Source organism: Nocardia otitidiscaviarum NBRC 14405, from assembly GCF_000308635.1.
Taxonomy (GTDB): domain Bacteria; phylum Actinomycetota; class Actinomycetes; order Mycobacteriales; family Mycobacteriaceae; genus Nocardia; species Nocardia otitidiscaviarum.
Window position 1 is genome coordinate 72,514 of the sequence record NZ_BAGD01000106.1, and the last position, 22,179, is coordinate 94,692.

Annotated in this window: 22 protein-coding genes; 10 read left to right on the plus strand and 12 right to left on the minus strand. The window is 68.8% G+C overall.

The genetic code is table 11. The features are described from left to right. Positions 1-118: 118 nt before the first annotated feature. From ON31_RS24140 to ON31_RS24150, 3 genes are all read right to left on the minus strand, one after another. Complete coding sequence (locus ON31_RS24140) at positions 119-2,215, minus strand: thioredoxin domain-containing protein (protein WP_051037684.1); 2,097 nt, start codon at positions 2,213-2,215, stop codon at positions 119-121. Positions 2,216-2,408: 193 nt separating this feature from the next. Further along, positions 2,409-3,212: an aminotransferase class IV family protein gene (locus ON31_RS24145; protein ID WP_039817040.1), complete on the minus strand. Its 804-nt coding sequence runs from the start codon at positions 3,210-3,212 to the stop codon at positions 2,409-2,411. A gap of 208 nt (positions 3,213-3,420) precedes the next feature. Beyond that, positions 3,421-4,170 (minus strand): DUF3558 family protein, encoded by a 750-nt coding sequence (locus ON31_RS24150; RefSeq protein ID WP_081592692.1) that lies wholly within the window; start codon positions 4,168-4,170, stop codon positions 3,421-3,423. Between the two features lie 405 nt (positions 4,171-4,575). On the opposite strand from ON31_RS24150, the gene ON31_RS24155 reads away from it, so the two are divergent. Further along, entirely contained in the window at positions 4,576-5,766 is a 1,191-nt protein-coding gene (locus ON31_RS24155; RefSeq protein WP_039817042.1) for an NAD(P)/FAD-dependent oxidoreductase, read from the plus strand. 146 nt (positions 5,767-5,912) lie between these two features. Further along, positions 5,913-6,851 carry a sigma-70 family RNA polymerase sigma factor gene (locus ON31_RS24160; protein ID WP_039817043.1) on the plus strand — a complete coding sequence of 313 codons (939 nt, stop codon included), beginning with the start codon at positions 5,913-5,915 and terminating at the stop codon, positions 6,849-6,851. Positions 6,852-6,911: 60 nt separating this feature from the next. On the opposite strand, the gene ON31_RS38160 is transcribed toward ON31_RS24160, so the two are convergent. Then, entirely contained in the window at positions 6,912-7,442 is a 531-nt protein-coding gene (locus tag ON31_RS38160) for a hypothetical protein (RefSeq protein WP_228810703.1), read from the minus strand. 229 nt (positions 7,443-7,671) lie between these two features. Here ON31_RS38160 and ON31_RS24170 point away from each other — a divergent pair, with 229 nt between their 5' ends. Further along, entirely contained in the window at positions 7,672-8,505 is an 834-nt protein-coding gene (locus tag ON31_RS24170; RefSeq protein WP_039817044.1) for a class I SAM-dependent methyltransferase, read from the plus strand. Between the two features lie 5 nt (positions 8,506-8,510). On the opposite strand, the gene ON31_RS24175 is transcribed toward ON31_RS24170, so the two are convergent. After that, positions 8,511-9,296 (minus strand): alpha/beta fold hydrolase, encoded by a 786-nt coding sequence (locus ON31_RS24175; RefSeq protein WP_051037685.1) that lies wholly within the window; start codon positions 9,294-9,296, stop codon positions 8,511-8,513. Positions 9,297-9,411: 115 nt separating this feature from the next. On the opposite strand from ON31_RS24175, the gene ON31_RS24180 reads away from it, so the two are divergent. Beyond that, a complete protein-coding gene (locus ON31_RS24180) occupies positions 9,412-9,879 on the plus strand; it encodes a carboxymuconolactone decarboxylase family protein (RefSeq protein ID WP_029931340.1) in 468 nt (155 codons plus the stop codon). A gap of 184 nt (positions 9,880-10,063) precedes the next feature. On the opposite strand, the gene ON31_RS24185 is transcribed toward ON31_RS24180, so the two are convergent. Then, entirely contained in the window at positions 10,064-10,948 is an 885-nt protein-coding gene (locus tag ON31_RS24185) for a LysR family transcriptional regulator (RefSeq protein WP_039817045.1), read from the minus strand. 109 nt (positions 10,949-11,057) lie between these two features. On the opposite strand from ON31_RS24185, the gene ON31_RS24190 reads away from it, so the two are divergent. Then, positions 11,058-11,534 (plus strand): cupin domain-containing protein, encoded by a 477-nt coding sequence (locus ON31_RS24190; protein WP_039817046.1) that lies wholly within the window; start codon positions 11,058-11,060, stop codon positions 11,532-11,534. 237 nt (positions 11,535-11,771) lie between these two features. Here ON31_RS24190 and ON31_RS24195 read toward each other — a convergent pair whose 3' ends face one another. Both ON31_RS24195 and mca read right to left on the minus strand, forming a co-directional pair. After that, on the minus strand, positions 11,772-12,053 hold the full coding sequence (locus tag ON31_RS24195; RefSeq protein WP_039817047.1) for a hypothetical protein: 282 nt from the start codon (positions 12,051-12,053) through the stop codon (positions 11,772-11,774). Further along, complete coding sequence (gene mca / locus ON31_RS24200) at positions 12,050-12,928, minus strand: mycothiol conjugate amidase Mca (protein ID WP_029931338.1); 879 nt, start codon at positions 12,926-12,928, stop codon at positions 12,050-12,052. The genes ON31_RS24195 and mca overlap by 4 nt, the downstream gene beginning before the upstream one ends. Positions 12,929-13,083: 155 nt before the next feature. Here mca and ON31_RS24205 point away from each other — a divergent pair, with 155 nt between their 5' ends. Together ON31_RS24205 and greA are read left to right on the plus strand one after the other, a co-directional pair. Beyond that, on the plus strand, positions 13,084-13,503 hold the full coding sequence (locus tag ON31_RS24205) for a DUF4307 domain-containing protein (protein WP_235204515.1): 420 nt from the start codon (positions 13,084-13,086) through the stop codon (positions 13,501-13,503). A 244-nt stretch (positions 13,504-13,747) separates the two neighbouring features. Continuing rightward, positions 13,748-14,242: a transcription elongation factor GreA gene (gene greA / locus ON31_RS24210; RefSeq protein WP_029931336.1), complete on the plus strand. Its 495-nt coding sequence runs from the start codon at positions 13,748-13,750 to the stop codon at positions 14,240-14,242. 224 nt (positions 14,243-14,466) lie between these two features. Here greA and ON31_RS24215 read toward each other — a convergent pair whose 3' ends face one another. Continuing rightward, entirely contained in the window at positions 14,467-15,612 is a 1,146-nt protein-coding gene (locus ON31_RS24215; RefSeq protein WP_029931335.1) for a cystathionine gamma-synthase, read from the minus strand. A gap of 125 nt (positions 15,613-15,737) precedes the next feature. Between ON31_RS24215 and ON31_RS24220 the strand changes: the two genes are divergently transcribed. The 3 genes from ON31_RS24220 to ON31_RS24230 all read left to right on the plus strand — a co-directional run bounded on the left by ON31_RS24220 (position 15,738) and on the right by ON31_RS24230 (position 17,935). Continuing rightward, positions 15,738-16,151, plus strand: coding sequence for an ankyrin repeat domain-containing protein (locus tag ON31_RS24220; RefSeq protein ID WP_039817048.1), 414 nt, complete (start codon positions 15,738-15,740; stop codon positions 16,149-16,151). Between the two features lie 131 nt (positions 16,152-16,282). Then, on the plus strand, positions 16,283-17,458 hold the full coding sequence (locus ON31_RS24225; protein ID WP_039817049.1) for an acyl-CoA dehydrogenase family protein: 1,176 nt from the start codon (positions 16,283-16,285) through the stop codon (positions 17,456-17,458). Positions 17,459-17,593: 135 nt separating this feature from the next. After that, positions 17,594-17,935: a DUF6401 family natural product biosynthesis protein gene (locus ON31_RS24230; RefSeq protein ID WP_029931332.1), complete on the plus strand. Its 342-nt coding sequence runs from the start codon at positions 17,594-17,596 to the stop codon at positions 17,933-17,935. A gap of 228 nt (positions 17,936-18,163) precedes the next feature. Here the strand turns inward: ON31_RS24230 and ON31_RS24235 are convergent, their stop codons facing one another. The 3 genes from ON31_RS24235 to ON31_RS24245 all read right to left on the minus strand — a co-directional run bounded on the left by ON31_RS24235 (position 18,164) and on the right by ON31_RS24245 (position 21,956). Continuing rightward, positions 18,164-19,237, minus strand: a complete 1,074-nt coding sequence (locus ON31_RS24235) for a mechanosensitive ion channel family protein (protein ID WP_081592693.1) — start codon at positions 19,235-19,237, stop codon at positions 18,164-18,166. A gap of 144 nt (positions 19,238-19,381) precedes the next feature. Then, positions 19,382-20,005: a transglycosylase SLT domain-containing protein gene (locus ON31_RS24240; RefSeq protein ID WP_039817050.1), complete on the minus strand. Its 624-nt coding sequence runs from the start codon at positions 20,003-20,005 to the stop codon at positions 19,382-19,384. A gap of 805 nt (positions 20,006-20,810) precedes the next feature. Beyond that, positions 20,811-21,956: an AbrB family transcriptional regulator gene (locus ON31_RS24245; RefSeq protein ID WP_081592694.1), complete on the minus strand. Its 1,146-nt coding sequence runs from the start codon at positions 21,954-21,956 to the stop codon at positions 20,811-20,813. Positions 21,957-22,179 lie beyond the last annotated feature (223 nt).

The following is a 22,179-nucleotide window of genomic DNA, read 5'->3' on the forward strand; positions in this document are numbered from 1 at the left end:
GATACCGCCGGCACCGCTCGTCCGGCACCCACCGCGACGCCCCCGATATCACCGTCGTTGCCGGGAGATCGAGCGGTCTCGCGCTGACGCACACGGGATTCGGAGTCCGCGCCGTGGTTCAGCGGGCGAGGGAGTCGCGCAGGTCGTCGGTGGAGGTGACCGGGAGGTCGCAGACCGCGCCACGACAGACGTAGGCGGCGGAGCGACCGGATACGGGGTGACGGTCGGAGAGCAGCGGGGCGCTGTCCGGGGCACCGGTCACGATCACCGTGCCACCGGGCGCGGATTCCCATGCGGTGAGCGCCAATCCGGCCGAGTAGCCCTGACTGTCGTCGGGCGAGACGGCGACCGCCACCTGGATGGGTCCGCGCACGGCGGCCTCGGCGACGGCCAGCCAGTGCCCACCCGAGCGGGGTGCCCGGGCCAGCACGAGCGCACCACGTTCGAGGGTGCGGTCGGCGAGTTCGCGGTAGCGCGCGGCGCGATCCGGATCGCTGAGCGCGGCGGCCGTGAGCAGCGCCTCGGCCATCGCTGAAGACCCGGACGGGGTGGCTCCGTCCAGGGGATCGCGTGGGCGGGCGACCAGGGTTTCGGCGTCGTCGGCGGTATCGAACCAGCTGCCGGGCGCGTCCGGATCGGCGAAGTGTGCGATGGCGGCGTCCAGGATGCGCTGCGCGTGGTCGAGCCAGCCGCGACCGCCGATGGTCTGATGCAGCGCCAGCAAACCCGTTGTGAGCCAGGCGTAATCCTCCAGTACCCCGGGCGCCGCACCCGCCACGCCGCCGAGCGAGGCTCGCAACACCCGGTCGTCGACCACGTGCACGTCCAGCAGGAACAGCGCGCACGCCTCGGCGGCCGCGATCCAGTCCATGCGACTGTGCGCGCCACCCGCCTCCGCCAGTGCGGTGATGGCCATGCCGTTCCAGGCGGTCACCACCTTGTCGTCGCGTTCGGGCTGCGGGCGGCGGTCGCGGGCGGCGCGCAGGGTCTCCCGAATGCGTTCGTAGCGTTCGTATTCGCCGCTGGGCTCACGGTAGCGGGTGAGCACCGAGGTGCCGTGTTCGAAGGTGCCCGCCGTGGTGACACCGAAAAGCTCTGCGGCCCAAGCACCATCGATGGCCCCCAACGCGCCGTTGAGCTCCGCCGGAGTCCACACATAGGTCGCGCCCTCGATACCGGGCTGCCCCGGTTCCAGATGCGTGTCCGCGTCCAGCGCCGACGCGAAACCGCCCTGTGTGGTGCCGAGGTCGTCGAGCAGGAAATGCGCTGTCTCCCTGGTGATTCGCAGTGGCAGCGCTTCCGGTGCGCCCGCGTCCGGCACCCGCCGCGCCAGGTGCGCGTACACCCGCAGCAGCTGCGCGTTGTCGTAGAGCATCTTCTCGAAATGCGGCACCACCCAGGCGGCGTCCACCGAATAGCGCGCGAATCCGCCGCGCAGCTGATCGTAGATACCGCCGCGTGCCATGGCCTCCGCCGTGAACGTCACCGCGTGCAGCGTCTGCTCGTTCCCACCGCGCTCATAGGCCCGCAGCAACCCCTCCAGGAGCGCCGACGGCGGAAACTTGGGCGCGTTCCCGAACCCGCCGCGCTCGTGATCCAGATCCCGCAGCACCGCCGTCACCGCGTGGTCGAGCAGCTCCGGCCCGACCGCCACCGTCCCGTCCGGCAGCCCGCCCGACTGCTGCCGCAGCGCCTCCCCCACCTGCGTGGCCGCCCGGTCCACCTCCCCGCGCCGATCCCGCCACGTCCCCGATACCGCCGTCAACAACTGCGTGAACGACGGCATCCCGTGCCGGGGCGTCTTCGGGTAGTAGGTCCCGCAATAGAACGGCTCCCCCGCCGGAGTCAGAAAACACGTCATCGGCCAGCCCCCCTGCCCCGTCATGGCGACGGTCGCCGCCATGTACACGGCATCCAGATCCGGCCGCTCCTCCCGATCCACCTTCACACACACGAAGTTCTCGTTCATGAGCGCGGCGGTGGCGGCATCCTCGAAGGACTCGTGCGCCATGACATGGCACCAGTGGCAACTCGCGTATCCTACGGACAGTAGTATCGGCACATCCCGCGCGGCCGCTTCCGCCAGCGCCTGGGCATCCCACTCCCGCCAATCGACCGGATTGTCAGCGTGCTGACGCAGGTAAGGCGATGTCGCACTCGCCAATCGGTTCACGGTTCCAACCTCCCACGCCCGGAAGCACACAGTGTGACCCATGCCCTACCCTACGGGGCCGGACCAGTTGCATCACCATTGTCCCGATCGATCCGGTCAGCATGCGTCGACCCCCACCACAGCAATGGCACGGCAGAGCAAGGCCGCCTCGACTGGACACACACAGGACCGGTCGGTTCACCAGTGACGCCGAGACCGAGGAACGGCTGGCCCCGCAGGCGGTCGTCACCATTTCTCATGGCACGAGGAGTGGTTCGGCGTCATAGGCTCGGTGCAGCAGCTCGACGAACTCTGCTGTCTCGGAAAAGGAGACCGAGTCGATTCGGTGTACCGTGATGCCCGGCGTCCACGAGTTCATGACCACCGCACCGGACAGCGCCGAAAGGTCCGATAGGCGGATTTCCTGGTCACGTTGGGCAACTCCGAGCCGCTCGAGCTGCCTGCGCACTATTCCCATCGTGGTGCCGTGCAACATATCCGCCATCGGCCACACCACCGCGGTCCCGTCCCAGAAGGCCAGATTCCAGATGGATGCCTCACTGAACCGACCATGGCGGTCGAGGAACGCGGCATCGTCGAAACCCTTCTCGACGGCCTCACGCAGGTAATACGTCTTGGCCACCTCGCCGACGTGCTTCACGGTGGGCAGGACCCGCTCGTGCTCGATCGCCGCGAGCGCGAGCGGACCGTCCGGACCCGACGAGGCAGGTCCGGTCCGAATCAGCACCTCGGGCTCGATATCGGTTCCGGCGACAGTGAATTCGCCTGCCGGTGAGTACACCGTCACGGTCAACGACAGGTCGGCCGGACCGTCCGCGAGCGCGGTCCGCAGATACGCCCGGATCTGCTCGTCCGGCAATGCGCGGCCGAACATCCGCGCCGACGCATTCCGCAGCCGCTCCAGATGCAGGTCGAGCCCGCGAATGCGGCCGTCCCGCACTTGCATAGCGGTGAAGTGGGCGTACCCGGCGAAGGCAAGCGGAGTCAAGTCCTGGGCGGTCGCGGAGCGGCCATTGCTGTGAGCAACATAGGAGGTCATGCGTTCGAGCCTGCCGCCCGACGCCGGACCCAACCAGTGTGCGGCTATCGGGGGTGTAGCAACACCACCCTGCAACCTGCGCCTGCCGGATCGAACAGCGTTTCTCGATATCGCACACGAACCCGCATCGACCAGCGTCGCCGCACCGATACCGGTCGGGAGCGGGAGTCGGCGCAGGCAGGCCGCAGTGGATGTGTGGCCGGAGGAGTCAGGGCAGGGAATTGAGCAGTCCGCCGCCGACTCGCTGGATGGCGAGGCACGCGTCCTCCCCATCTGGCTGGGAGTTCCGCAGGGTGAACACGAAGCTGCCGGATTCGGCGGGGGTGACGAGCAGGCAGCCGATGTTGTCGCTGTCGGATGCCGCGCGGAATACGGCGAACTCGCGACCGTAGTACTCGCTGCGGCGGAGGTCCTTGTAGTTTCCGGGCGTGAGGACGTAGTCCATCGAATCGCCCGAGTGCGTCAGGATCAGTTCGAAGGTTCGATCGGTGGACAGCCACTCGCAGGCCGCGAACATCGATTCGGTCATTCGCACCTCGGTAGCGGGGTCCAATCCCACCGCGACGAGATCGGATTCGGGGAGCGAACAGGGATCCCAGAAGGCACCGGACTCCGTGGTCGGCGCGGCGGTGTCGGCCCGCGTGGGTTCCGATACGGGGCTGTCGACCGGAGCGGGATCGGGCGCGGGGCTGTCGGCCCGCGTGGGTTCCGGTGCCTTCGTGCCGCCGTCTCCCGGCGGCGTCGTGGCCCCGTTCCCGGGGTTTGTCGTGAGCGCGCCGGTGGTGGTCGTCACTGCGGTGGCCTCGCCTGGAGCCGGTGCACTACCGGTGGAGTCGGTGGTGCAGCCGGCGAGCGCCAATGCCGCGCCGCCCAGCACCGCTGCGATGCGGAGCGCGGCGGTCCGCGTGCCGCCGCCCCGGAGACAAGGGGCGGGGTGAAACTCACGAGTGCGTCTCATGGTCGGTAGATACCTCCAGTTAGGCGGTCCGAAAGCGTGCTCCCGGAACCGGTTTCGACTATCACGCGGCGCCTTCACCGTATGGCGCGCACCGGGACCGCACTATCGGATGAGTGCCCTAATTCCCGAGCCGTCGCCGCACTTTCCGGAGTGCTCGATCGGTGAGATGGTCGATAGCGGCCCGCAGCACCGCCACGTGCGCGGGTGCGGCCGGCGATCATCCTGCCGGCCGCCGGGGCCGCGATGACCGGGGTGGTGATGCCGTTCCTGATACGTCGCTGCGCGAGCTGGCTGACCCGCTGAGCCACCGAACGGGGAGATGGTGGCCCACGTCACAACCGCACCCTGTCAGGGATTCGGTGCCTGTCTCGTTCAGGCAGTACGCGAACCAGACAGGAGCGAATCATGACCCACCGCATCGTCGTTCTCGGAGCCGGGTACGCCGGGGCCTACTCCGCCGGATACCTGGCCCGCCAACTGCACGCCGACGACTTCGAGATCACCGTGGTCAACGCCGAACCCGATTTCGTCGAGCGGCTGCGGCTGCACCAGCTCGCCGCCGGGCACGATCTTCCTCACCGTCCGCTCGCGGAAGTGTTCGCGGGCACCGGCATTCGGGTGCGGGTGGCGCGAGTGACCGGCATCGACGTCGACCGGCGGGCGGTCACGGTCGCCGACGGCGACGGCGTGGACCGGCTCGAGTACGACACGCTGCTCTACACACTCGGCAGCACCGTCGCCGATCACGGCGTGCCGGGCGTCGCCGAGCACGCCTTCCATGTGGCCGCCCGGCCGGCCGCGCTCGCCCTGCGTGCCCGCCTGGACGAACTGGGCGAGGGCGGTCAGGTGCTGGTGGTCGGCGGCAACCTGACCGCGATCGAGTCCGCGACCGAGATCGCCGAAGCCCACCCGGAGCTGCGGGTCAGCCTCGCCACCCGAGGCGAACTGGGCGGCTGGCTGGGTCCGAAGGCGCGCGCTCACCTGCTGCGTGCCTTCGACCGGTTCGGGATCACGAACCACGAGCACACCGCCATCGAGCGAGTGGAGGCGGCGCGGGCCGTCGCCGCCGACGGCACCGTATTCGCCTCCGACGCGACCGTGTGGACCGCCGGCTTCGCCGTCCACCCCATCGCCGCCGCCAGCGATCTCGCGACCGAGCCCAACGGTCGGATCACCGTCGACCGGCAGATGCGGTCCATCTCGCACCCGAACGTGTATGCCGCCGGAGACAGCGTCTTCATCCTCGGTGACAACGGTCGGCCGTTGCCGATGTCGTGCGCGTCGGCGGGCTACACCGGCACGCAGGCGGCGTCGGCGATCGTCGGGGATCTGACCGGGCGCGAGGTCAAGGCCACCGCGCTGTCGTATGTCGGCAACCACATCAGCCTCGGCCGCAGGGACGGGATCTTCCAGTTGGTCGACAAGGACGCCAACGCCAAGCCCGGAGCACTGTGTGGGCGGCCCGCCGCGTTGGTCAAGGCGGCGATCGTGGCGGTCAGCGCCTGGGCCACCAGCCGTCCGACCTTCGGAAAGCTGAATCACGACTACCGCTTGGCGACCGCCGGTGAACACGCATGGCAACCGGTCGCACCGTAGCGGTCAGATGTCCGAGACGGCCCGAACCGGTAGGCGAAGTGTGGACCTCGGCGGGCGGACCCTCCCGCCGACGTCAGCCCCGGGCACGCGATCAGCGGCCATCGGAGTGGGCCCGCCCCGCGTGGCCGTCACCTACAGTCGGCCCCATGGACACCGCCACCGTGGAACGTTTCGAGGCCAGCCGCCCTCGGCTGGCCTCGCTGGCCTACCGGCTACTCGGCTCGGCCGCCGATGCCGAGGACGCGGTGCAGGACGCCTTCCTGCGGTGGCAGGCCGCCGACCGGACCCGCATCGAGGTGCCCGAGGCCTGGCTGACCAAGGTCGTCACCAATCTGGCGCTGGACCGACTGCGTTCGGCCGCTGTTCGGCGCGAGCGCACGGTCGGCGCGTGGCTGCCCGAGCCGCTGCTCGACGGCGACCCGATGCTGGGCCCGGCCGATACCGCCGTGCAGCGGGAATCGGTGAGCTTGGCGGTGCTGACGGTCATGGAGCGGCTCTCGCCGGTCGAACGGGCCGTGTACGTGCTGCGAGAAGCCTTCTCCTACAGCCACGCCGAGATCGCCGAGATACTCGACATCACCGAATCCGCCAGCCAGCAGCACGCTCACCGCGCCCGGCGCCGCGTCACCTCCCGGCGCATGCCCACCGCCACCGACCCGGCCTCCGCGCGGCGCATTGTCGAGGCGTTCGTCGATGCCGCCTCCTCGGGCCGGACCGAACGCCTGGTCGCACTGCTGACCGCCGACGCGACCGGCGTCTCCGACGGCGTTATGGGGCTGGCGGAGAAGTTGATCCGGTACGGGACCCCGCGGCGGCTCGCCGCCGCGCTGCGAGCCGGCTTCACACCGTCGGCGGCCAAGCGAAAGATCGCGGGCGGCTCGCCCTCGATCCACGCCGCCGTGGTGAACGACAGCCCGGCCATGCTCTTCGTACTCGACGGCCGGGTGCTGGGCGTCACGGTCCTGGAGGTTCACGACGGCAAGATCGCTGGCGTGTACGGCATCGCGGCCCCGCACCGGCTGGCCCGCCTCACCGAGCAGTGGCAGCGGCGCGATCATGACACCGCGCTGATCGAGTCGTGGTGAGTCGCGCCGGGTGCGGCGGTCCCGGCGGATTCGGCCTCGACCGCGCGTTCGGGTGACGGCCTACGGCACGAACACCTCCGCTGTCGCCGGAATGGACGGGCGGTCGGTGCGCACGGTGAGCTGCACCCGACCCGGCCCGGTGTGCGCCACCAGGATGGCCGGGGCGGAGCGCTGCCCCGCGGGGACGAACTGACTGACGCTGCCGGACTGGCCGGTGTCGATGTTGTGCCAGTCGACCACCGCGGTGACATCGCAGGCGAGGAACTGCGGACCCCAGTAGCCGACGGGCGAGAAGCCCTGGGTGATGCGCAGGACTACCGAATGCGTGGCGCCGGGTGCTTCGGAGTACTCGTACAGGGGGCCGTCGAAGGCGGTGCCGCCGGTGGTGAACATGCCCGCGCAGATGCCGTTGCCGAGGGTCCAGGTGGGGGCGAGGTTGAAGCTGTTCTGCTCACAGGAGCGCGGCTCCACATTCGACCAGCCGAGCTGGCAGGGGCTGCCCGGGTGTTCGGCATTGGCGGGCGCGGCGGCGACGGCCACACCCGCGCCCAGGAAGGTGGCGGCGGTCAGGTACCGGATCGTGCGTTTCATGATTCGTACTCCACTCGACGTCGGGCGGTTGTCTACGAGCTGTCGTGCACTGCTACCGGCGGTGTCTACCACGGTCGTCGATCACGCCGGACACGACGGGCCGACCGGTCGGCCTGTATCAATACCGTCGGCGGGACGAGACGACGCGTTACCGGGACCCGATCGCACCCGAACAAGCCTGGCAGACCGATGAGCGCGGTTTGACAGCGCCGCCCGGGATGGTTGCGGCATGGAAATCGCCAATATCGAACAGCACCGACTATGGAACGGCGCCGACGGCGCGCACTGGGCGGCACATCAGGCCCGGTACGACGCCATGGCCGCACCCGTCAACGCGGCCCTTTTCGACGCCGCCCGCATCCTGCCCACCGATCGGGTCCTCGATATCGGGTGCGGCACCGGGCAGACCACGAGGATCGCCGCCCGGCTCGCCGTGCGCGGCCACGCGATGGGTCTCGACATCTCGGCCCCCATGCTGGACAGCGCCCGCCGGACGGCGGTCGACGAGGGTATCGACAACATCACTTTCGAACAGGGCGACGCTCAGGTATTCCCCTTCGCCACAGCGGCATTCGAGGTGGCGATCAGCCGGGCCGGGACCATGTTCTTCGAGGATCCGGTAGCCGCCTTCGACAATATCGGTCGTGCGCTGGTGCCGGGCGGCCGAATCACCTTTCTCTGCCACCGAGAACTGGACGAACGAGACAATCCGATTCTCGCGACGCTCATCGCGCATCTGCCCGCAGCCGACTTCGGCGAGCAGCTGTCCGCGGTGACGGACTTCGCCGACCCCTCCGTCGTCGACGCGATCCTCGACCGCGCCGGATTCGTGGATCGCGCCGCCACCCCGGTGGCCTATCACGCCCCGCTGGGGCGAGATGCGGTGGACGCCACCGACTTTCTGCTCCGAGCCCAGTTGCGCGGCTTCGTCTCGTCCGCCGAACCGACGACGCTGCGCCGGATCCGGGATGCCCTCGTCACCGCCCTGCGCCCGTACGAGATCGACGGCGAAGTACGGCTGCCCGCAGGAGGCTGGGTCTACACGGGGAGCCGCCGATCCTGACCGCGCTACTCGACCGGCTCTCCGGACACCTCACGCACGCCGGTGGCGTTCTCGATGACGCGGACCACCCGGGCCGGATCGTCGATCATCGGGACGTGACCGACGCCGGTGAGCACCTCGAACCGCGCACCGGGCACCCGTTCCCGCGCAATAGCGCCATTGACGTCGAGCGGCAGAATGCGGTCATGTTCCGACCAGGCGATCGTCATCGGGCACGGCACCGGGTCCAGCAGCGCGATTTCCTCGGTGGAAGCGAGGATGTCCATGGTCGCCGCACAGCCGACCAGATCGTCCACGATGGCGGTGGCGTCCGCGCGGGACAGTCGCTCGCCGTGCTGTGCCACCTCGCGTAGCAACAGTTTGCGCACCGGTGGAACGGCGAGGCCCACCGGCGCGAGACGGTGCGTGACCGAGGCCAATCGGGCGAGCCACCGCAGTGTCGTGGTGCCGTGCGTCTGCTCCGCTACACCGGCCGTCCAGAATCCGGCGGGCGACAGCGCACAGACGGTGCGCGCCCGACCACGCCGGGCGAGTTCCACCGCGATCCACCCGCCGAGCGAGTTCCCGGCCAGATGCGCTGTCTCCCAACCTTTCTCATCGAGCAGCCGCTCCATATCGTCGACCAGATCGCGAACCCGCACCGGCCGCCGCTCCAGCGGCACGCCACCCCGATGCCCCCGCAGGGTCGGCGCGAGCACCTCGTGGCGTTCGGAGAGGCTGGGCGACAATTCCTTCCACGCCCGCCCCGACATGGTCACACCGTGCAGCAACAGCAGTGGCGGCTTCGTCATCCCGGCTCCTCCCGATCCACTTTCCCGAACTGTATCGCCGAGCGATGTCACACCCCAGCCGACCGCGTCGTCAACCTGTCGAAGCACCACGAACCCGAACAGGAAAGAGAAGACGATGACCCGGTTCGCCCTGTACGAGAACGAAGTCGCCGCCAAGTTCACCAAGCGCCTGGTGACCGCGGCCCGCGTGACCGACGATTCCACCCTGCCCAAGCCCACCCAGGAACTGGTGAAGATCCGCGCCTCCCAGATCAACGGCTGCGGGATGTGCCTGGACATGCACACCAAGGACGCCGCGCATGCGGGCGAGACGCCGCTGCGCCTGGCCATGATCGCCGCCTGGCGCGAGTCGACGGTCTTCACCGAGGCCGAACGCGCCGCCCTCGCACTCACCGAGGAAGGCACCCGGCTGGCCGACAACGGCCGCGGCATCTCCGAGCAGACCTGGTCCGAGGTCCGCAAGCACTACGACGACGACCAGATCGCCGCACTGATCACCCTCATCGCCACCATCAACGCCTGGAACCGCCTCAATGTCATCGCGGGGCTGCCGGGCGGGGAGTACGTGCCCGGCCAGTGGTGAGCCGGTTCCACCGGCCGCTTCGGCACGCGCCGAAGCGGCCGACGCCCCTCACCTCAGGCCGTGACAGCGATGCGCCCGCCTCGGTCAGCGATGGACGCCGCGACCGATCCGGGCGACGGCGAGACAACCCGCTCGTCACGCGCACTGCTAGGACCGCTGGCGAGCGTGCTTCCCGAGATCCGGTTCAGCTCGCATCGACCGGGGTGCGCCGCAATGCCTCGAGCAGATGCCGGACGACGGGGCCGGGCGGACCGGGCGGCACCGCGAGCGCCGTGGCCACCGATACTTCGGCCAGGGGAACGATCGCCACTCCGGGCATGCGCGGCAGGGTGGAGACCGCGTAGAAAACCGTCCACGACGGTGTGCCGGAAGCGATTTCGGCGAGTGTCTGCTGCAAGGTGGTGAACGGCGGTCCGGCGGGCGGGGCGATACCGGCCGCTCGGCACGACTCGGTGATCAGGTCGTGGAACGCGGGATTGGCGGTGCGGTCGGCCAGTCGCAGCGGAATGCGCCCCAACTGATCGAGTCGCAGCTCGGGACGCGCGGCGAGCGGGTGGGCGGCGGGAAGCGCCACGTACAGCGGATCGTCCCAGACCTCCAGCACCTCGAGAGCGGGTGCCCCGCGCAGGGCGCGCACCAGCACGGCATCCAACTCCCCCGACCGCACCGCGGCCAGTCGCTCGGCCGGAGGCAGCCGTCGGGGGCGAACCCGCAGACGGGGCGCGATCGAGGCCAATTCGTTCAGGGCGCGGTAGACCCGATCGCCGGGTGCGTGGACGGTACCCAACCGCAGCACACCGTCGGTCCCCGCCACGATCTCGATCGCGGCCCCGCGCATGCGGTGCGCGGCGGCCAGTACCGCGCGCGCCTCCAGCAGCAGCCGCTCCCCCGGCCCGGTGAGCCGCACGTGCCGGGTCGACCGGTCGAACAGGCGCACCCCGAATTCGCGTTCCAGCCGCGCGATCTGCTGGCTCACCGCCGACTGCACGATGCTCAGCCGCTGCGCCGCCCGCCCGAAGCCGCCCTCCTCGGCCACGGCCACGAAGTATTCGAGCTGCCGCAGTTCCACCGCGCCTCCGACCGATCTGGATTCGTGATCACTGTGTGCGGTAACCGCTTCTGGTTCGCGCTTTCTTCCCGAGGTGCACTGGTATCGGCACCGAACGAAGGAGCAAGCCATGTCGTCCACCACCGCCCTGATCGTCCCGAACGCGACCGCCGAAACCGTGGCGCTGCCGCACGGCGGAGCCTTCCATCTGCTCGCCGAAGCCGGTGACACCGCGGGTGCGCTGAGCGTCAACCGCCTCACCCTCGGTCTGGGCGCGGACGGCGCCGCACCGCACCGTCATACCCGGTCCGCGGAGCTGTTCTACATCCTCGACGGCACCATGGAGTTCTACCTCGACGGTCGATCCACGACCGTGACGGCGGGCAGCCTGATCATCGTGCCGCCGGGCATGCCGCACGCCTTCGGCGCGGTACCCGACTCGACGGCCGACGTGCTCATCGTCCTCGGCCCCGGCGTCGACCGGTTCGAGTACTTCCGCCAACTCGGCCGAATCCAACACGGTCGGGCCGATTTCGCGAGCCTGCTGCCGGAACAACAGCGTTTCGACGTGCACTTCCTGCCCGATGCGAAGTGGCGTCAGAGTTGATGGCCGTTGCACGGCGGCATCACTCGGCCCCGAACCGGGAGACCGAATTCGCCGGGAACGGCGCGGATGTGCCGGACGCCGAAAATTCGGATGCGGCGGCCGAGTCGCCGCCGCTACAGTGGTCCACCGCGCCCGAGTGCACAGGTACCAGGCTCTCAGGGCGACCAAACTTCCCTCGCTCACGATCGGAGCCCGCGCCGGATGTCCGGCGCGGGCTCCGATCGGTTCGGGCGAGGCTCAGGAAGCGCCCGATGATTCGTTCTTCCCGCCCTGCTCGACCGGCTCCGCCTCGGCCCGCACGGCTCCGGGGTCGGTGCCCTCGTCCGCCGCCTGATCCGGTTCCGGGTGCTCCGGGGAGAAGGTGGCGGGCAGGTTCTTGATGTGCTTGTTCATGCTCCAGATGAGCAGCACCGTGCCTGCCAGCAGCACCAGGACGATGACCAGCCCCAGCGGGGACGCCTTGCCGAACTCCGGACCGGTCGGGGTGCCGGGGGTCTGGGCGAGCAGGGCTGTGATCATCGGGGGGCTTCCTCGTCGGCGTCTTCGATTCCGGCGAACAGGTCGGTCTCCGGGATGGCGGTGCGCACCCGGGTCTGGGCGAGTTCGAACTCCTCGGTGGGCCACAGCCGCTGCTGCATCTCCAGTGGAATCGCGAAGAACGCGCCGTTCGGGTCGATCTGCGTGGCGTGTGCGCGCAGGGCGTCGTCGCGCTGCGGGAAGTACTTGGCGCATTCGACCTGGGTGGTGACACGAGCCATGATATCGCCGCGCTCGGCGGCGTACTTGCGCATGCGGTCCATCCAGTCCTGCATGGGGAACGGTTCGCCGATGCGCTCGTACTCCTCGGCGAACAGTTCCAGCCGGGCCAGGCTGAAGCCGTGGTTGTAGTACAGCTTCAGCGGCGTCCACGGCTCGCCCGCGTCGGGGAAGCGCTCGGGATCGCCCGCGGCGTCGAACGCGGCCGCCGACACCTTGTGGCACATGATGTGGTCCGGGTGCGGGTAGCCGCCCATCTCGTCATAGGTGGTGATGACGTGCGGCTTGAATTCGCGCACCACCTTCACCAGCGCCTCGGTGGCCTCGTCGAGGGGCACCAGCGCGAAGCAGCCCTCGGGCAGCGGCGGCAGCGGGTCGCCCTCGGGCAGCCCGGAGTCCACGAATCCCAGCCAGGTCTGCCGGACGCCGAGCGCCTTGGCCGCCTCCGCCATCTCCTCGCGGCGCACGTCGGAAATCCGGTCGAGAATGCCGGGGATGTTCATGGCGGGGTTCAGGATGTCGCCGCGCTCACCGCCGGTGAGGGTGACGACGAGGACCTCGTGCCCTTCCGCGGCGTAGCGGGCCGTGGTCGCCGCGCCCTTGCTGGATTCGTCGTCGGGATGGGCATGCACCGCCATGAGGCGAAGTCCGCTCACTTCTCGTTCACCTCACCGATCACAGTCTTCACCTCAATGCTCTCCGCCGGGTAGTCCAGGCAGGGGGTGTCAGATCTTCATTCCCTATAGTTCCATCCGATTGTTATTTGTTCCGACCTACCCCCCGGGAGCGCGCAGTGGTGATCCAGAGACCGGCCGACCGGTATGGAACAGCACCGCGCAAGGCCCCCCGATCGGTCCTGATCCTGCTCGGCGTTCTGGTCGTCGTCGCCGGTCTCGTAGTCGCCTACCTGGGCTATCGCCAGTACGGACCACAGGACATCGAGGCCGAGCGCATCGGCTACGACGTCATCGACGACTCCACCGTGACCCTCGACTTCAAGGTCACGCGTGCGGAGCCGAACAAACCGGTCGTGTGCTACGTTCGGGCATTGGACCCCGACCAGGTCGAGGTCGGCCGTCGCGAGGTGCTGATCGCGGGCTCAACGGACAAAACCGTCCGGATCGATACCGTCATCCGCACCTCGGCCCGTACGGGCGCGGCCAGCGTCTACGGTTGTAGCGACAAGGTACCCGCCTACCTGCACGCTGGCTGAAAAGTCCGGTAAGCGACCCGCTTTGGCGCTTCTACCTGCGCATTTCCGAATCGTGCTAAAATGATCCGACACACGGTTCCGGACCTCGGAGCCGTGTTTGCTGCATTGGCGGCCAGCGCTGTCGGGTACCTCCCCCAGAGATCGCTCTAGCCGCTCACTGTCGCTGTGCCCGCTCGAGGCGGTTTCGGCGACGGGTATCAGGGAATCCCGGCATGCCGGGAACAACTACTAGGGAGTGATCGAGATGACTGAGACGAACGTGACCTGGCTGACCCCGGAGTCGCACGAGAGGCTCAAGGGCGAACTCGACGCGCTCATCGCCAACCGTCCGGTCATCGCGGCCGAAATCAACGAACGCCGTGAAGAAGGCGACCTCAAGGAGAACGGCGGCTACCACGCCGCGCGTGAAGAGCAGGGCCAGCAGGAGGCGCGCATCCGCCAGCTGCAGGAACTGCTCAACAACGCCAAGGTGGGTGTGCCGCCGAGCAAGTCGGGTGTCGCCCTGCCGGGTTCCGTCGTCAAGGTCTACTACGACGGTGACGAGACCGATACCGAGACGTTCCTGATCGCGACCCGCGAAGAGGGTTTGGGCCGCGCCGACCTGGAAACCTACTCGCCGAATTCGCCGCTGGGCGGCGCTCTGATCGACGCCAAGGTGGGCGAGACGCGCGAGTACACGCTGCCCAACGGCAACACCATGAAGGTGACGCTGGTCAGCGCCGAGCCCTACCACAGCTGAGGAAAGACCGCATCGGGCATCGCGGCCCCCGGTCCTCACAGACCGGGGGCCGCACTCGATAGTGGGCGCGGACAGCACGGCTCGGCGAACCGAATACCGCGATGACCCCGGGGTGGGTCGCCATGCCGCATGGCGTGGCCGGCCCGGGAGGTGCCCCGCTCGTCGAACGCGAACGGCCGCATCGGATCTCCTCCGATGCGGCCGTTTCGTGTACATGGATCCGGTCAGGCCAGCGCCTGCTCGATATCGGAGAGCAGATCGCTCACATCCTCGATGCCCACCGACAGCCGGACCAGGTCCGCCGGAACCTCGAGGGCCGAGCCCGCCGTCGACGCGTGCGTCATCGCGCCCGGATGTTCGATGAGCGATTCCACGCCGCCCAGCGATTCGGCCAGGGTGAAGATCTTGGTGCGGGCGCAGAAGTCGAGTGCCGCGTCCTTGCCCCCGTGCAGGCGCACCGAGATCATGCCGCCGAAGCGCCGCATCTGCTTCTGCGCCACGGTGTGCCCCGGGTGCTCCGGCAGCCCCGGATAGATGACCTGGGCGATCTTCGGATGGTTGGCGAGGAATTCGGCCAGCGTCTCGGCATTGTCGCAATGCCGGTCCATGCGCAGGGCCAGCGTCTTGATGCCGCGCAGCGTCAGGAAGGCGTCGGTGGGGCCGGGAACCGCGCCCGCGCCGTTCTGCAGGAACGCGAACTTGGCGTCCAACTCCTGGTCGTCGGTGATGAGCGCACCGCCGACCACATCGGAGTGCCCGCCCAGGTATTTGGTGGTCGAGTGGATCACGATATCCGCGCCCAGCAGCAGCGGCTGCTGCAGATAGGGCGAGGCGAAGGTGTTGTCCACCACCAGCTTCGCGCCGCCCTGGTGCGCGACCTCGGCGATGGCCGCGATATCGCCGATGTTCAGCAGCGGATTGGTCGGGGTCTCGATCCACACCAGCTTGGTGTTGGGGCGCATGGCCCGCGCCACCTCATCGGCGTCGCTCACCGCGGCGACCGAGTACTCGATGCCCCATTCGGTGAACACCTTGTCGATCAGCCGGAAGGTGCCGCCGTAGGCGTCGTTCGGGATCACCAGGTGATCGCCGGGCCGCAGGGTGGCGCGCAGCGCGCAGTCGGTGGCGGCCATGCCGGAGGCGAACGCCCGCCCGTAGCTGCCGGACTCCAGCGCCGCCAGATTGGCTTCGAGAGCTGTCCGGGTCGGGTTGCCGGTGCGCGCGTACTCGTAGCCGCCGCGCATTCCGCCCACTCCGTCCTGCGCGAAGGTGGAACTCGCGTAGATGGGCACGTTCACCGCACCGGTCTGAGGGTCGGGGTCGAACCCGGCGTGCACGGCCCGTGTGGAGAAACCCAGCTGATCGCTCATGAGCCGAGTCTATTGCGCGTGCCGATCGCCCCGAATTCGCGGTGGGTGCACGCCGCGCGACGGCCGCGGGTCGTCTCGGGGACGATCCGCCGCCGCGATCGGCCGGTGGTGGTAGTACTGGGCTCATGAGCGATGCGAACGCCGACACCCCGCAGCCCGACGCCGACGTCATCGAGCTGGCCACCAAGATCTTCGATCTGGCTCGCCAGGGCGATGCCGCCACCCTCGCCGCCTACCTGGACGCGGGCGTCCCCCTCGACCTCACCAACGCCCGCGGCGACGGCCTGCTCATGCTCGCCGCCTACCACGGCCACCGCGACGCCACGAAGGTCCTGCTGGACCGCGGCGCCGACCCCGACAAGACCAACGACGCCGGCCAAACCCCGCTCGCGGGCGCGGTCTTCAAGGGCGACGCCGACCTCATCCGCGACCTCCTCGCCGCCGGAGCCAGCCCCGACGCCGGCGCCCCCACCGCCCGCGAAGCCGCCGAGATGTTCGGCCAAACCCACCTCCTCGAACTCTTCGGCCCACGCGCCTGATCACCGTTCGACACCGCAGCCCGCCCGCGCAGACAGGTGCTCGCGGTGGCGGTCGGCTGGCGACGCGACATCTATCGGGGGTTGTGATCGGGGGCGTTGTGGCACCGGGCTCACCCTCATAGGCTGGCGCAATGGTCACCGTAGACGAGCTGTTCGCGATCGAGTCTCTGCTGTCCGCCGAGGAGACCGACATTCGGGATACCGTGCGGGCTTTCGCGGCGGAGCGGCTGCGGCCGAATGTGGCGGACTGGTTCGAGGCGGGCACATTCCCGGTTCGGGAGATCGCGCCCGAGCTCGGGAAGCTGGGGCTGCTCGGCATGCACCTGGACGGGTACGGGTGCGCGGGCACCTCCGCGACGGCGTACGGGCTGGCGTGCATGGAGCTGGAGGCCGTGGATTCCGGTGTGCGGAGCATGGTTTCGGTGCAGGGGTCGCTGGCCATGACCGCCATCCACAAGTACGGGTCGGAGGAGCAGAAGCAGCGGTGGCTGCCGGGGATGGCGTCCGGTCAGCTCATCGGCTGCTTCGGATTGACCGAACCGGATTTCGGGTCCAACCCGGGCGGTATGCGGACCCGGGCCCGGCGCGACGGGGACGACTGGATTCTCGACGGCGCCAAGATGTGGATCACCAATGGCTCGGTGGCCGACGTGGCGATCGTCTGGGCGCAGACGCAGGAGGGAGACCGGCAGGTCGTCCGCGGATTCGTAGTCCCCACGGACACACCGGGTTTCAGCGCCCGCGAGATGCATCGCAAGCTGTCGCTGCGTGCCTCGATCACCGCGGAACTGTCCCTGGACGGCGTCCGCCTGCCCGCCGACGCACTGCTGCCGGAAGCGCGCGGCCTGGCCGGGCCGCTCGGCTGCCTGAGCGAGGCGCGGTTCGGCATCGTCTTCGGCGCGCTCGGCGCGGCCCGCGACTGTCTTTCCGCCGCAATCGATTACGCGCGCACCCGGGAGGTCTTCGACAAACCGCTGGCCGCCTACCAGCTCACCCAGGCCAAGCTGGCGGATATGGCCGTCGAGCTCGGCACCGGCCAACTGCTCGCCCTGCACCTGGGCCGTCTCAAGGACCGCCACGAGATCCGCCCCGAGCAGATCAGCGCGGGCAAGCTCAACAGCACCCGGGTCGCCATCGCCATCGCCCGCGAATGCCGCACCATCCTCGGCGCGAACGGCATCACCCTGGAGTATCCGGTGCTGCGGCACGCCAACAACCTGGAGTCGGTGCTCACCTACGAGGGCACGGCGGAGGTGCATCAACTGGTGCTCGGCGAGGCGCTCACGGGGTCCAAAGCCTTCCGCTGACGCGACCGGACACCCCGACACAGCCGCCCATCGCGAGAACTGTCGTCGAAACGCGCCTCCGGCACCTTCGTGCGGAATCGGTCGGTGCGCGGAAACTCACAGTGGCGAATGCCCGCCGATTGCTAGCATGAGCGGGTGTTTTTGCTCGGCTCCGCGTTGCTCGAAGTGTCGGCGCGCAAGACTCTGAAAAGCCTGCACCGGACGCACGGAGCTCCGGCGACCCTGGCAGCTTCCGCCTACCCGGCGGTCTCGGCGCTGGTCGACCAGCACGCCGCCGCCGTCCGCGACATCATCGACCTGGGTGTGGAGAATTCCGGCAACGTGCCGGTGAGCGTCCTGCTGGCGGGCTATGCGCGCGGTCTGCTGGACAACTTCCGCGAACTGGGCGGAGCCCCCGCCGCGCCGCACGACTGGATCGCGGCCGACTGGCTGCACCTGCGACTGGCGGCCGTCTGCCAGCTGGCCCACAGCGCCTGAACCCGCCGCTACCGCCTTTCCCACACCGGCGAACGCCCCGCACGGCCGAATCGATCGCCCCTTCCCACACCCACCCGGTGGGCTGCCGCTGCCCGCACCCTCGTCCGGATCGTTCGATTCCTTCCGCACAGCACATCGGCCGCGCACGAAAGGTGCGCGGCCGATGTATATCGAGCTGTGCGCGCCGACCTTGCCAGCCGACTGGCAGAGCCTGTTCGGGCAGTGTCGTCAGCGGTCGACGGAAGGATCGTCCCAGCCGGTATCGCCACCGGCCGGGCCGGAGTAGCGCCCCCGGCCGCCCATCGGCGGATCCTGGCGGTGCCAGCCGGACGCATCACCGCCGCCGTACTGTCCGCCGCTGTAATCCATCCGCTCACCGCCGTACCCGGACTGCCCGCCGCCCTGGCCGGACTGCCCGCCGTAGCCGCGCTGTTCGGATCCACCCGAACTCGGTTGCGCCCCACCGTATCCCGGCTGCGCACCGTAGCCCGACGCACCGACCGGCTGGTCGGCCCACTTACCGGGCGGCATCTGCTGACCGGACGTGGACCGCTGGCGCGCGGCCTCCCGCTGCCGGGCGGCGTCCTCCCGGCCGCGCTGGTACGCCTGGGCGTGCCCCTTGAGTTCGGGCATCTCGCCCTCGATGGTGTTCAGCCAGCGATCCCAGCGCTGCTGCATGGGCCGCACCAGACCACCGCCGAAGCCGACCACCAGCACGCCGCCGATGGTGGCGAGCACGGTAATGAGAATCGGCATGGTCACCGAGGTGCCGACCCCGATCTGGTTCAGGGCGGCGATGATGCCGATGCCCCAGATGAAGACGGCCGCGACCCGGCCCAGCATGCGCCCGTACTCGAGCCCGCTGAGCATATTGGAGACCAGATCCTTGACCGCGCTCGCGATCGCGCCGGCGATGCACACGATGACGATGGCGACGAAGGCCCGCGGCAGCCAGGCCACGATGCCGTTGAGCATATCGCTGACCGGGTTCGGCCCGAAGGCGCCGAAGCCGAGTTGCAGCGTGATCAGCAGGATCGCGTAGTACGCCAGTTTGGCGAGGATGTCGACCGCGTCGTAGTTGCTGTTCTCGAGCATCCGATTGATGCCGCCGCGCTCCACCATCCGGTCGAAACCGATCCGGTGCAGTATTCGTGACACCAGTTTGGCGACCACCTTGGCCACCAGCCAGCCGACGACCAGGATGACCAGGAAGCCGGCGAGTTTGGGCACGAACGTGGCGACGGAACTCCAGGCGTCGGAAAGCCCACCCTGGATATCGATAGCCAGACTCGAGGAGTTCATCAAACCCCATCCCTTCGCTATCTGTTCCAGCCGGGTTGCCAGAACTTCGCTCCAAGGGGGGTTATACCCCTGAACGAACACCCTAAATGGCAGTTTGCGAAAAAGTTGCCAATTAGGGTGTTCGGAGGCCGCGACGGCGAGTTGTCAGTACGCGCCGAAGACGTTGTCCATCGATCCGTAGCGGGCGGCGGCGTAGTTGCAGGCCGCCACGATGTTCGCGACCGGATCCCACACGTCGTACGGGGTGCCGGGGACGTGGTAGGCGGCGAAGGTGGGGTCGATCACCTGCAGCAGGCCCTTGGACGGGATGCCCATGGCCGCATTGGAGTCGTACAGGTTGATGGCCTGCGGATTGCCGCTCGACTCCCGGATGATGTTGCGGTAGATGCCCTCGTAGCTGCCCGGGATGCCGTGCGCGCGCATGATGTCCAGCGCTTCGCGGATCCAGCCGTCGAGATTGTTCTCGTACACCGGGGCGGGGGCCGGCGCGGGCTCGGGAGCCGGGGCCGGAAGTTCAGGGGCGGGCATCGGCGCGGGAGCGGGCGCTTCGGCGGCCTTTTCGGCCGGAGCGGCGGGCTCCGCGGTGGCCGCGAGGGTCTCGGCGAGCGAGACCTTCTGGATCTCGGAGGAGCTGGCGTTGCCGCCTGCGGTGGCGATGGCGCCGAAGACGCCCACGGCGAGCACGGCGGCACTCGCGGTGCGGGCGGCGGCAACCACCTTGCTACGTTTATGCGGGCAGCGCAGAGCGGTCAGGGTGTTGGTGGGCATGGCGAAGTTGGATTCCTATTCGGTCTCGGCCGTCGCTTGGCCTGGAAGACAGCGCGCCACACCAGGCGAGCGCCGGGGCGGCGCTCGTCGGACGCGCTATCGGTCTGTTGTGGGAGCTGCGTTCAAACCCGTTGCGGGCGAAGAGGAATCAATTCCTGTGCAGCGTGCGCGAGGCGTTCAGTGCGGGACGCGGGCGGCCGCTGCGGCCGTGGCGCCTCCCGGCGCCGGCGTCATATTCGTTTTCCGCATAGGCGTTGGAACTCCTCGCGTCGATCAGACTTGTGGTCTGTTTCTGACAAGGTCACAGCCTGATTGCGCTACATGAACACTGCCTGAACCACAGTTGAACTACAGGTGAACCACGCGAGTGTAAGTCTCGCTCACCTGCTCGAATTCCAGCCCTGACCTGGTCATCCTGTTCCAAACTGAAAGTGATGCAGCTCACTTAGAAAGTTATCGCATCGCGCTGGACATGAGCCCGAATCGCCGGATTCTCGGCGTGTCGCGATCGTTTGGCTAACGGTTCGGACGACGCCGGGCCACGGTCGCGCGGGGGCAACGTCTCGATTCCGAGCCGGTCGTAGTCGCCTCCGCCGAGCCGCAGGCGGGCCGGGCCGCACCGCGCCGATACCGCGCCGATGGCAGGGGTCGGCAGCCGCGGTTCGCCCCGCGAGCACGCGGTAACTCACCGTGTGCGCGAGCACGCCACACCGGTGCCCGGCACGGTCTCACCGGCAAGCGGGCCGCAAGCAGCGCGGAATCGCTGGGTCGCGCGCGACAGCCGGGCGTGGGCCACGGTCCGCGTTCACGCGGCCATCCGGACCGGCTCGGGCAGCACCACCGCCCGCTCGGGTTCCGGATCGGCGCGGCGGCGCAGCACGCGCATGATCAGCGGGAGCAGCAGCACCATGAGCAGCAGGCGTACGCTCTGCACGCTGGTGATGAGGGGCATATTCGCGTCCATCCCCTCTCCGGTGGCCAGGACGGCGTTGATGCCGCCCGGGGTGGTGGCCAGGTAGAGGTCGGACAGCTCCAGGTCGACCACCCACGCCAATCCGAACGCCAACGCCGCGACCAGTCCGGACAGCGCCACGATGGCGGCCGTCATGCCGGGAATCATGCGCGCCATCTCGACTACCACGGCGCGGGTGAAGCGGGTGCCGACCTCGAAGCCGATGAGGACGAACAGCAGTTCCTTCAACAGGTTGGTGGGCGCGTAGCCGTGGCTGATGCCGAGCGCGGTGAGCACGGCGGTGACGAGCATAGGGCCGATGAGCGCCGGGCTCGGCAGCCGCAGCCAACGTCCGAGCCGAAGACCGATGAGGCACAACATGATCGCGATGGACAGTCCGGCGACCTGATCGCCGCGGCCGACGATCATCCAGGACGGCAGATCGGGATCGGTGACCGCGCCGCCCAGCACCGCCGCCCCGTAGCTGCCGCGCTCGCCGTCGTCCAGGAACGCCGCCAGCGCGGGCGCGGTCAACGCAACCAGGGCGACCCGCAGATACTGCATGAACGCCACCCGGCGCGGGTCGGCCTCCAGCTCGTCGGCCACCGACACCACCGCCGCCGACCCGCCCGCCAGCAGGCCCAGCGTCGCGGTCGGCAACTCCACCTTGGCAACTCGCGCGAACACCAGCGCGATGAGGATGCTCACCAGCACCGTCGCGGCGGTCACCGCCAACACCGGCAGTAGATCCCATCCGATCGAAACCAGCAGTGAGACTTCGAGATAGCTGCCCATGAGCACACCCAGCATGGCCTGCACCCCGAGTGACACCTCCCGCGGCAGCGGCGCGGGCAGCCGACCCAGCAACGCCAACCCGGCTCCGATGACGATCGCGACGATCATCTGCGGCGCGGGGAACCGGACGCGTTCCAGCAGCTCGGCGAGACCGAGCACCATGCCCAGAAGGGCCGCCCACGAAACCACCTGCCACCGGCTCATGCGTGCTGATCGTTCTCGCCGAGTATGAACAAGCAGTAACACAGTAGTTATCGCCTGTGACACGCCACGGTGATTCGAGTCGCACCCCCGTCACAGCCCCGGCCGATATCCTGAAATGTGACCTCCACCTCGGGGTTTCGATCATTTAGCTCGATCGCTTCATTGTGCGCGGGCATTGTGGCGACGAGATTCGTTTCGCCGCACAGCTATTCCTTTGCGACAC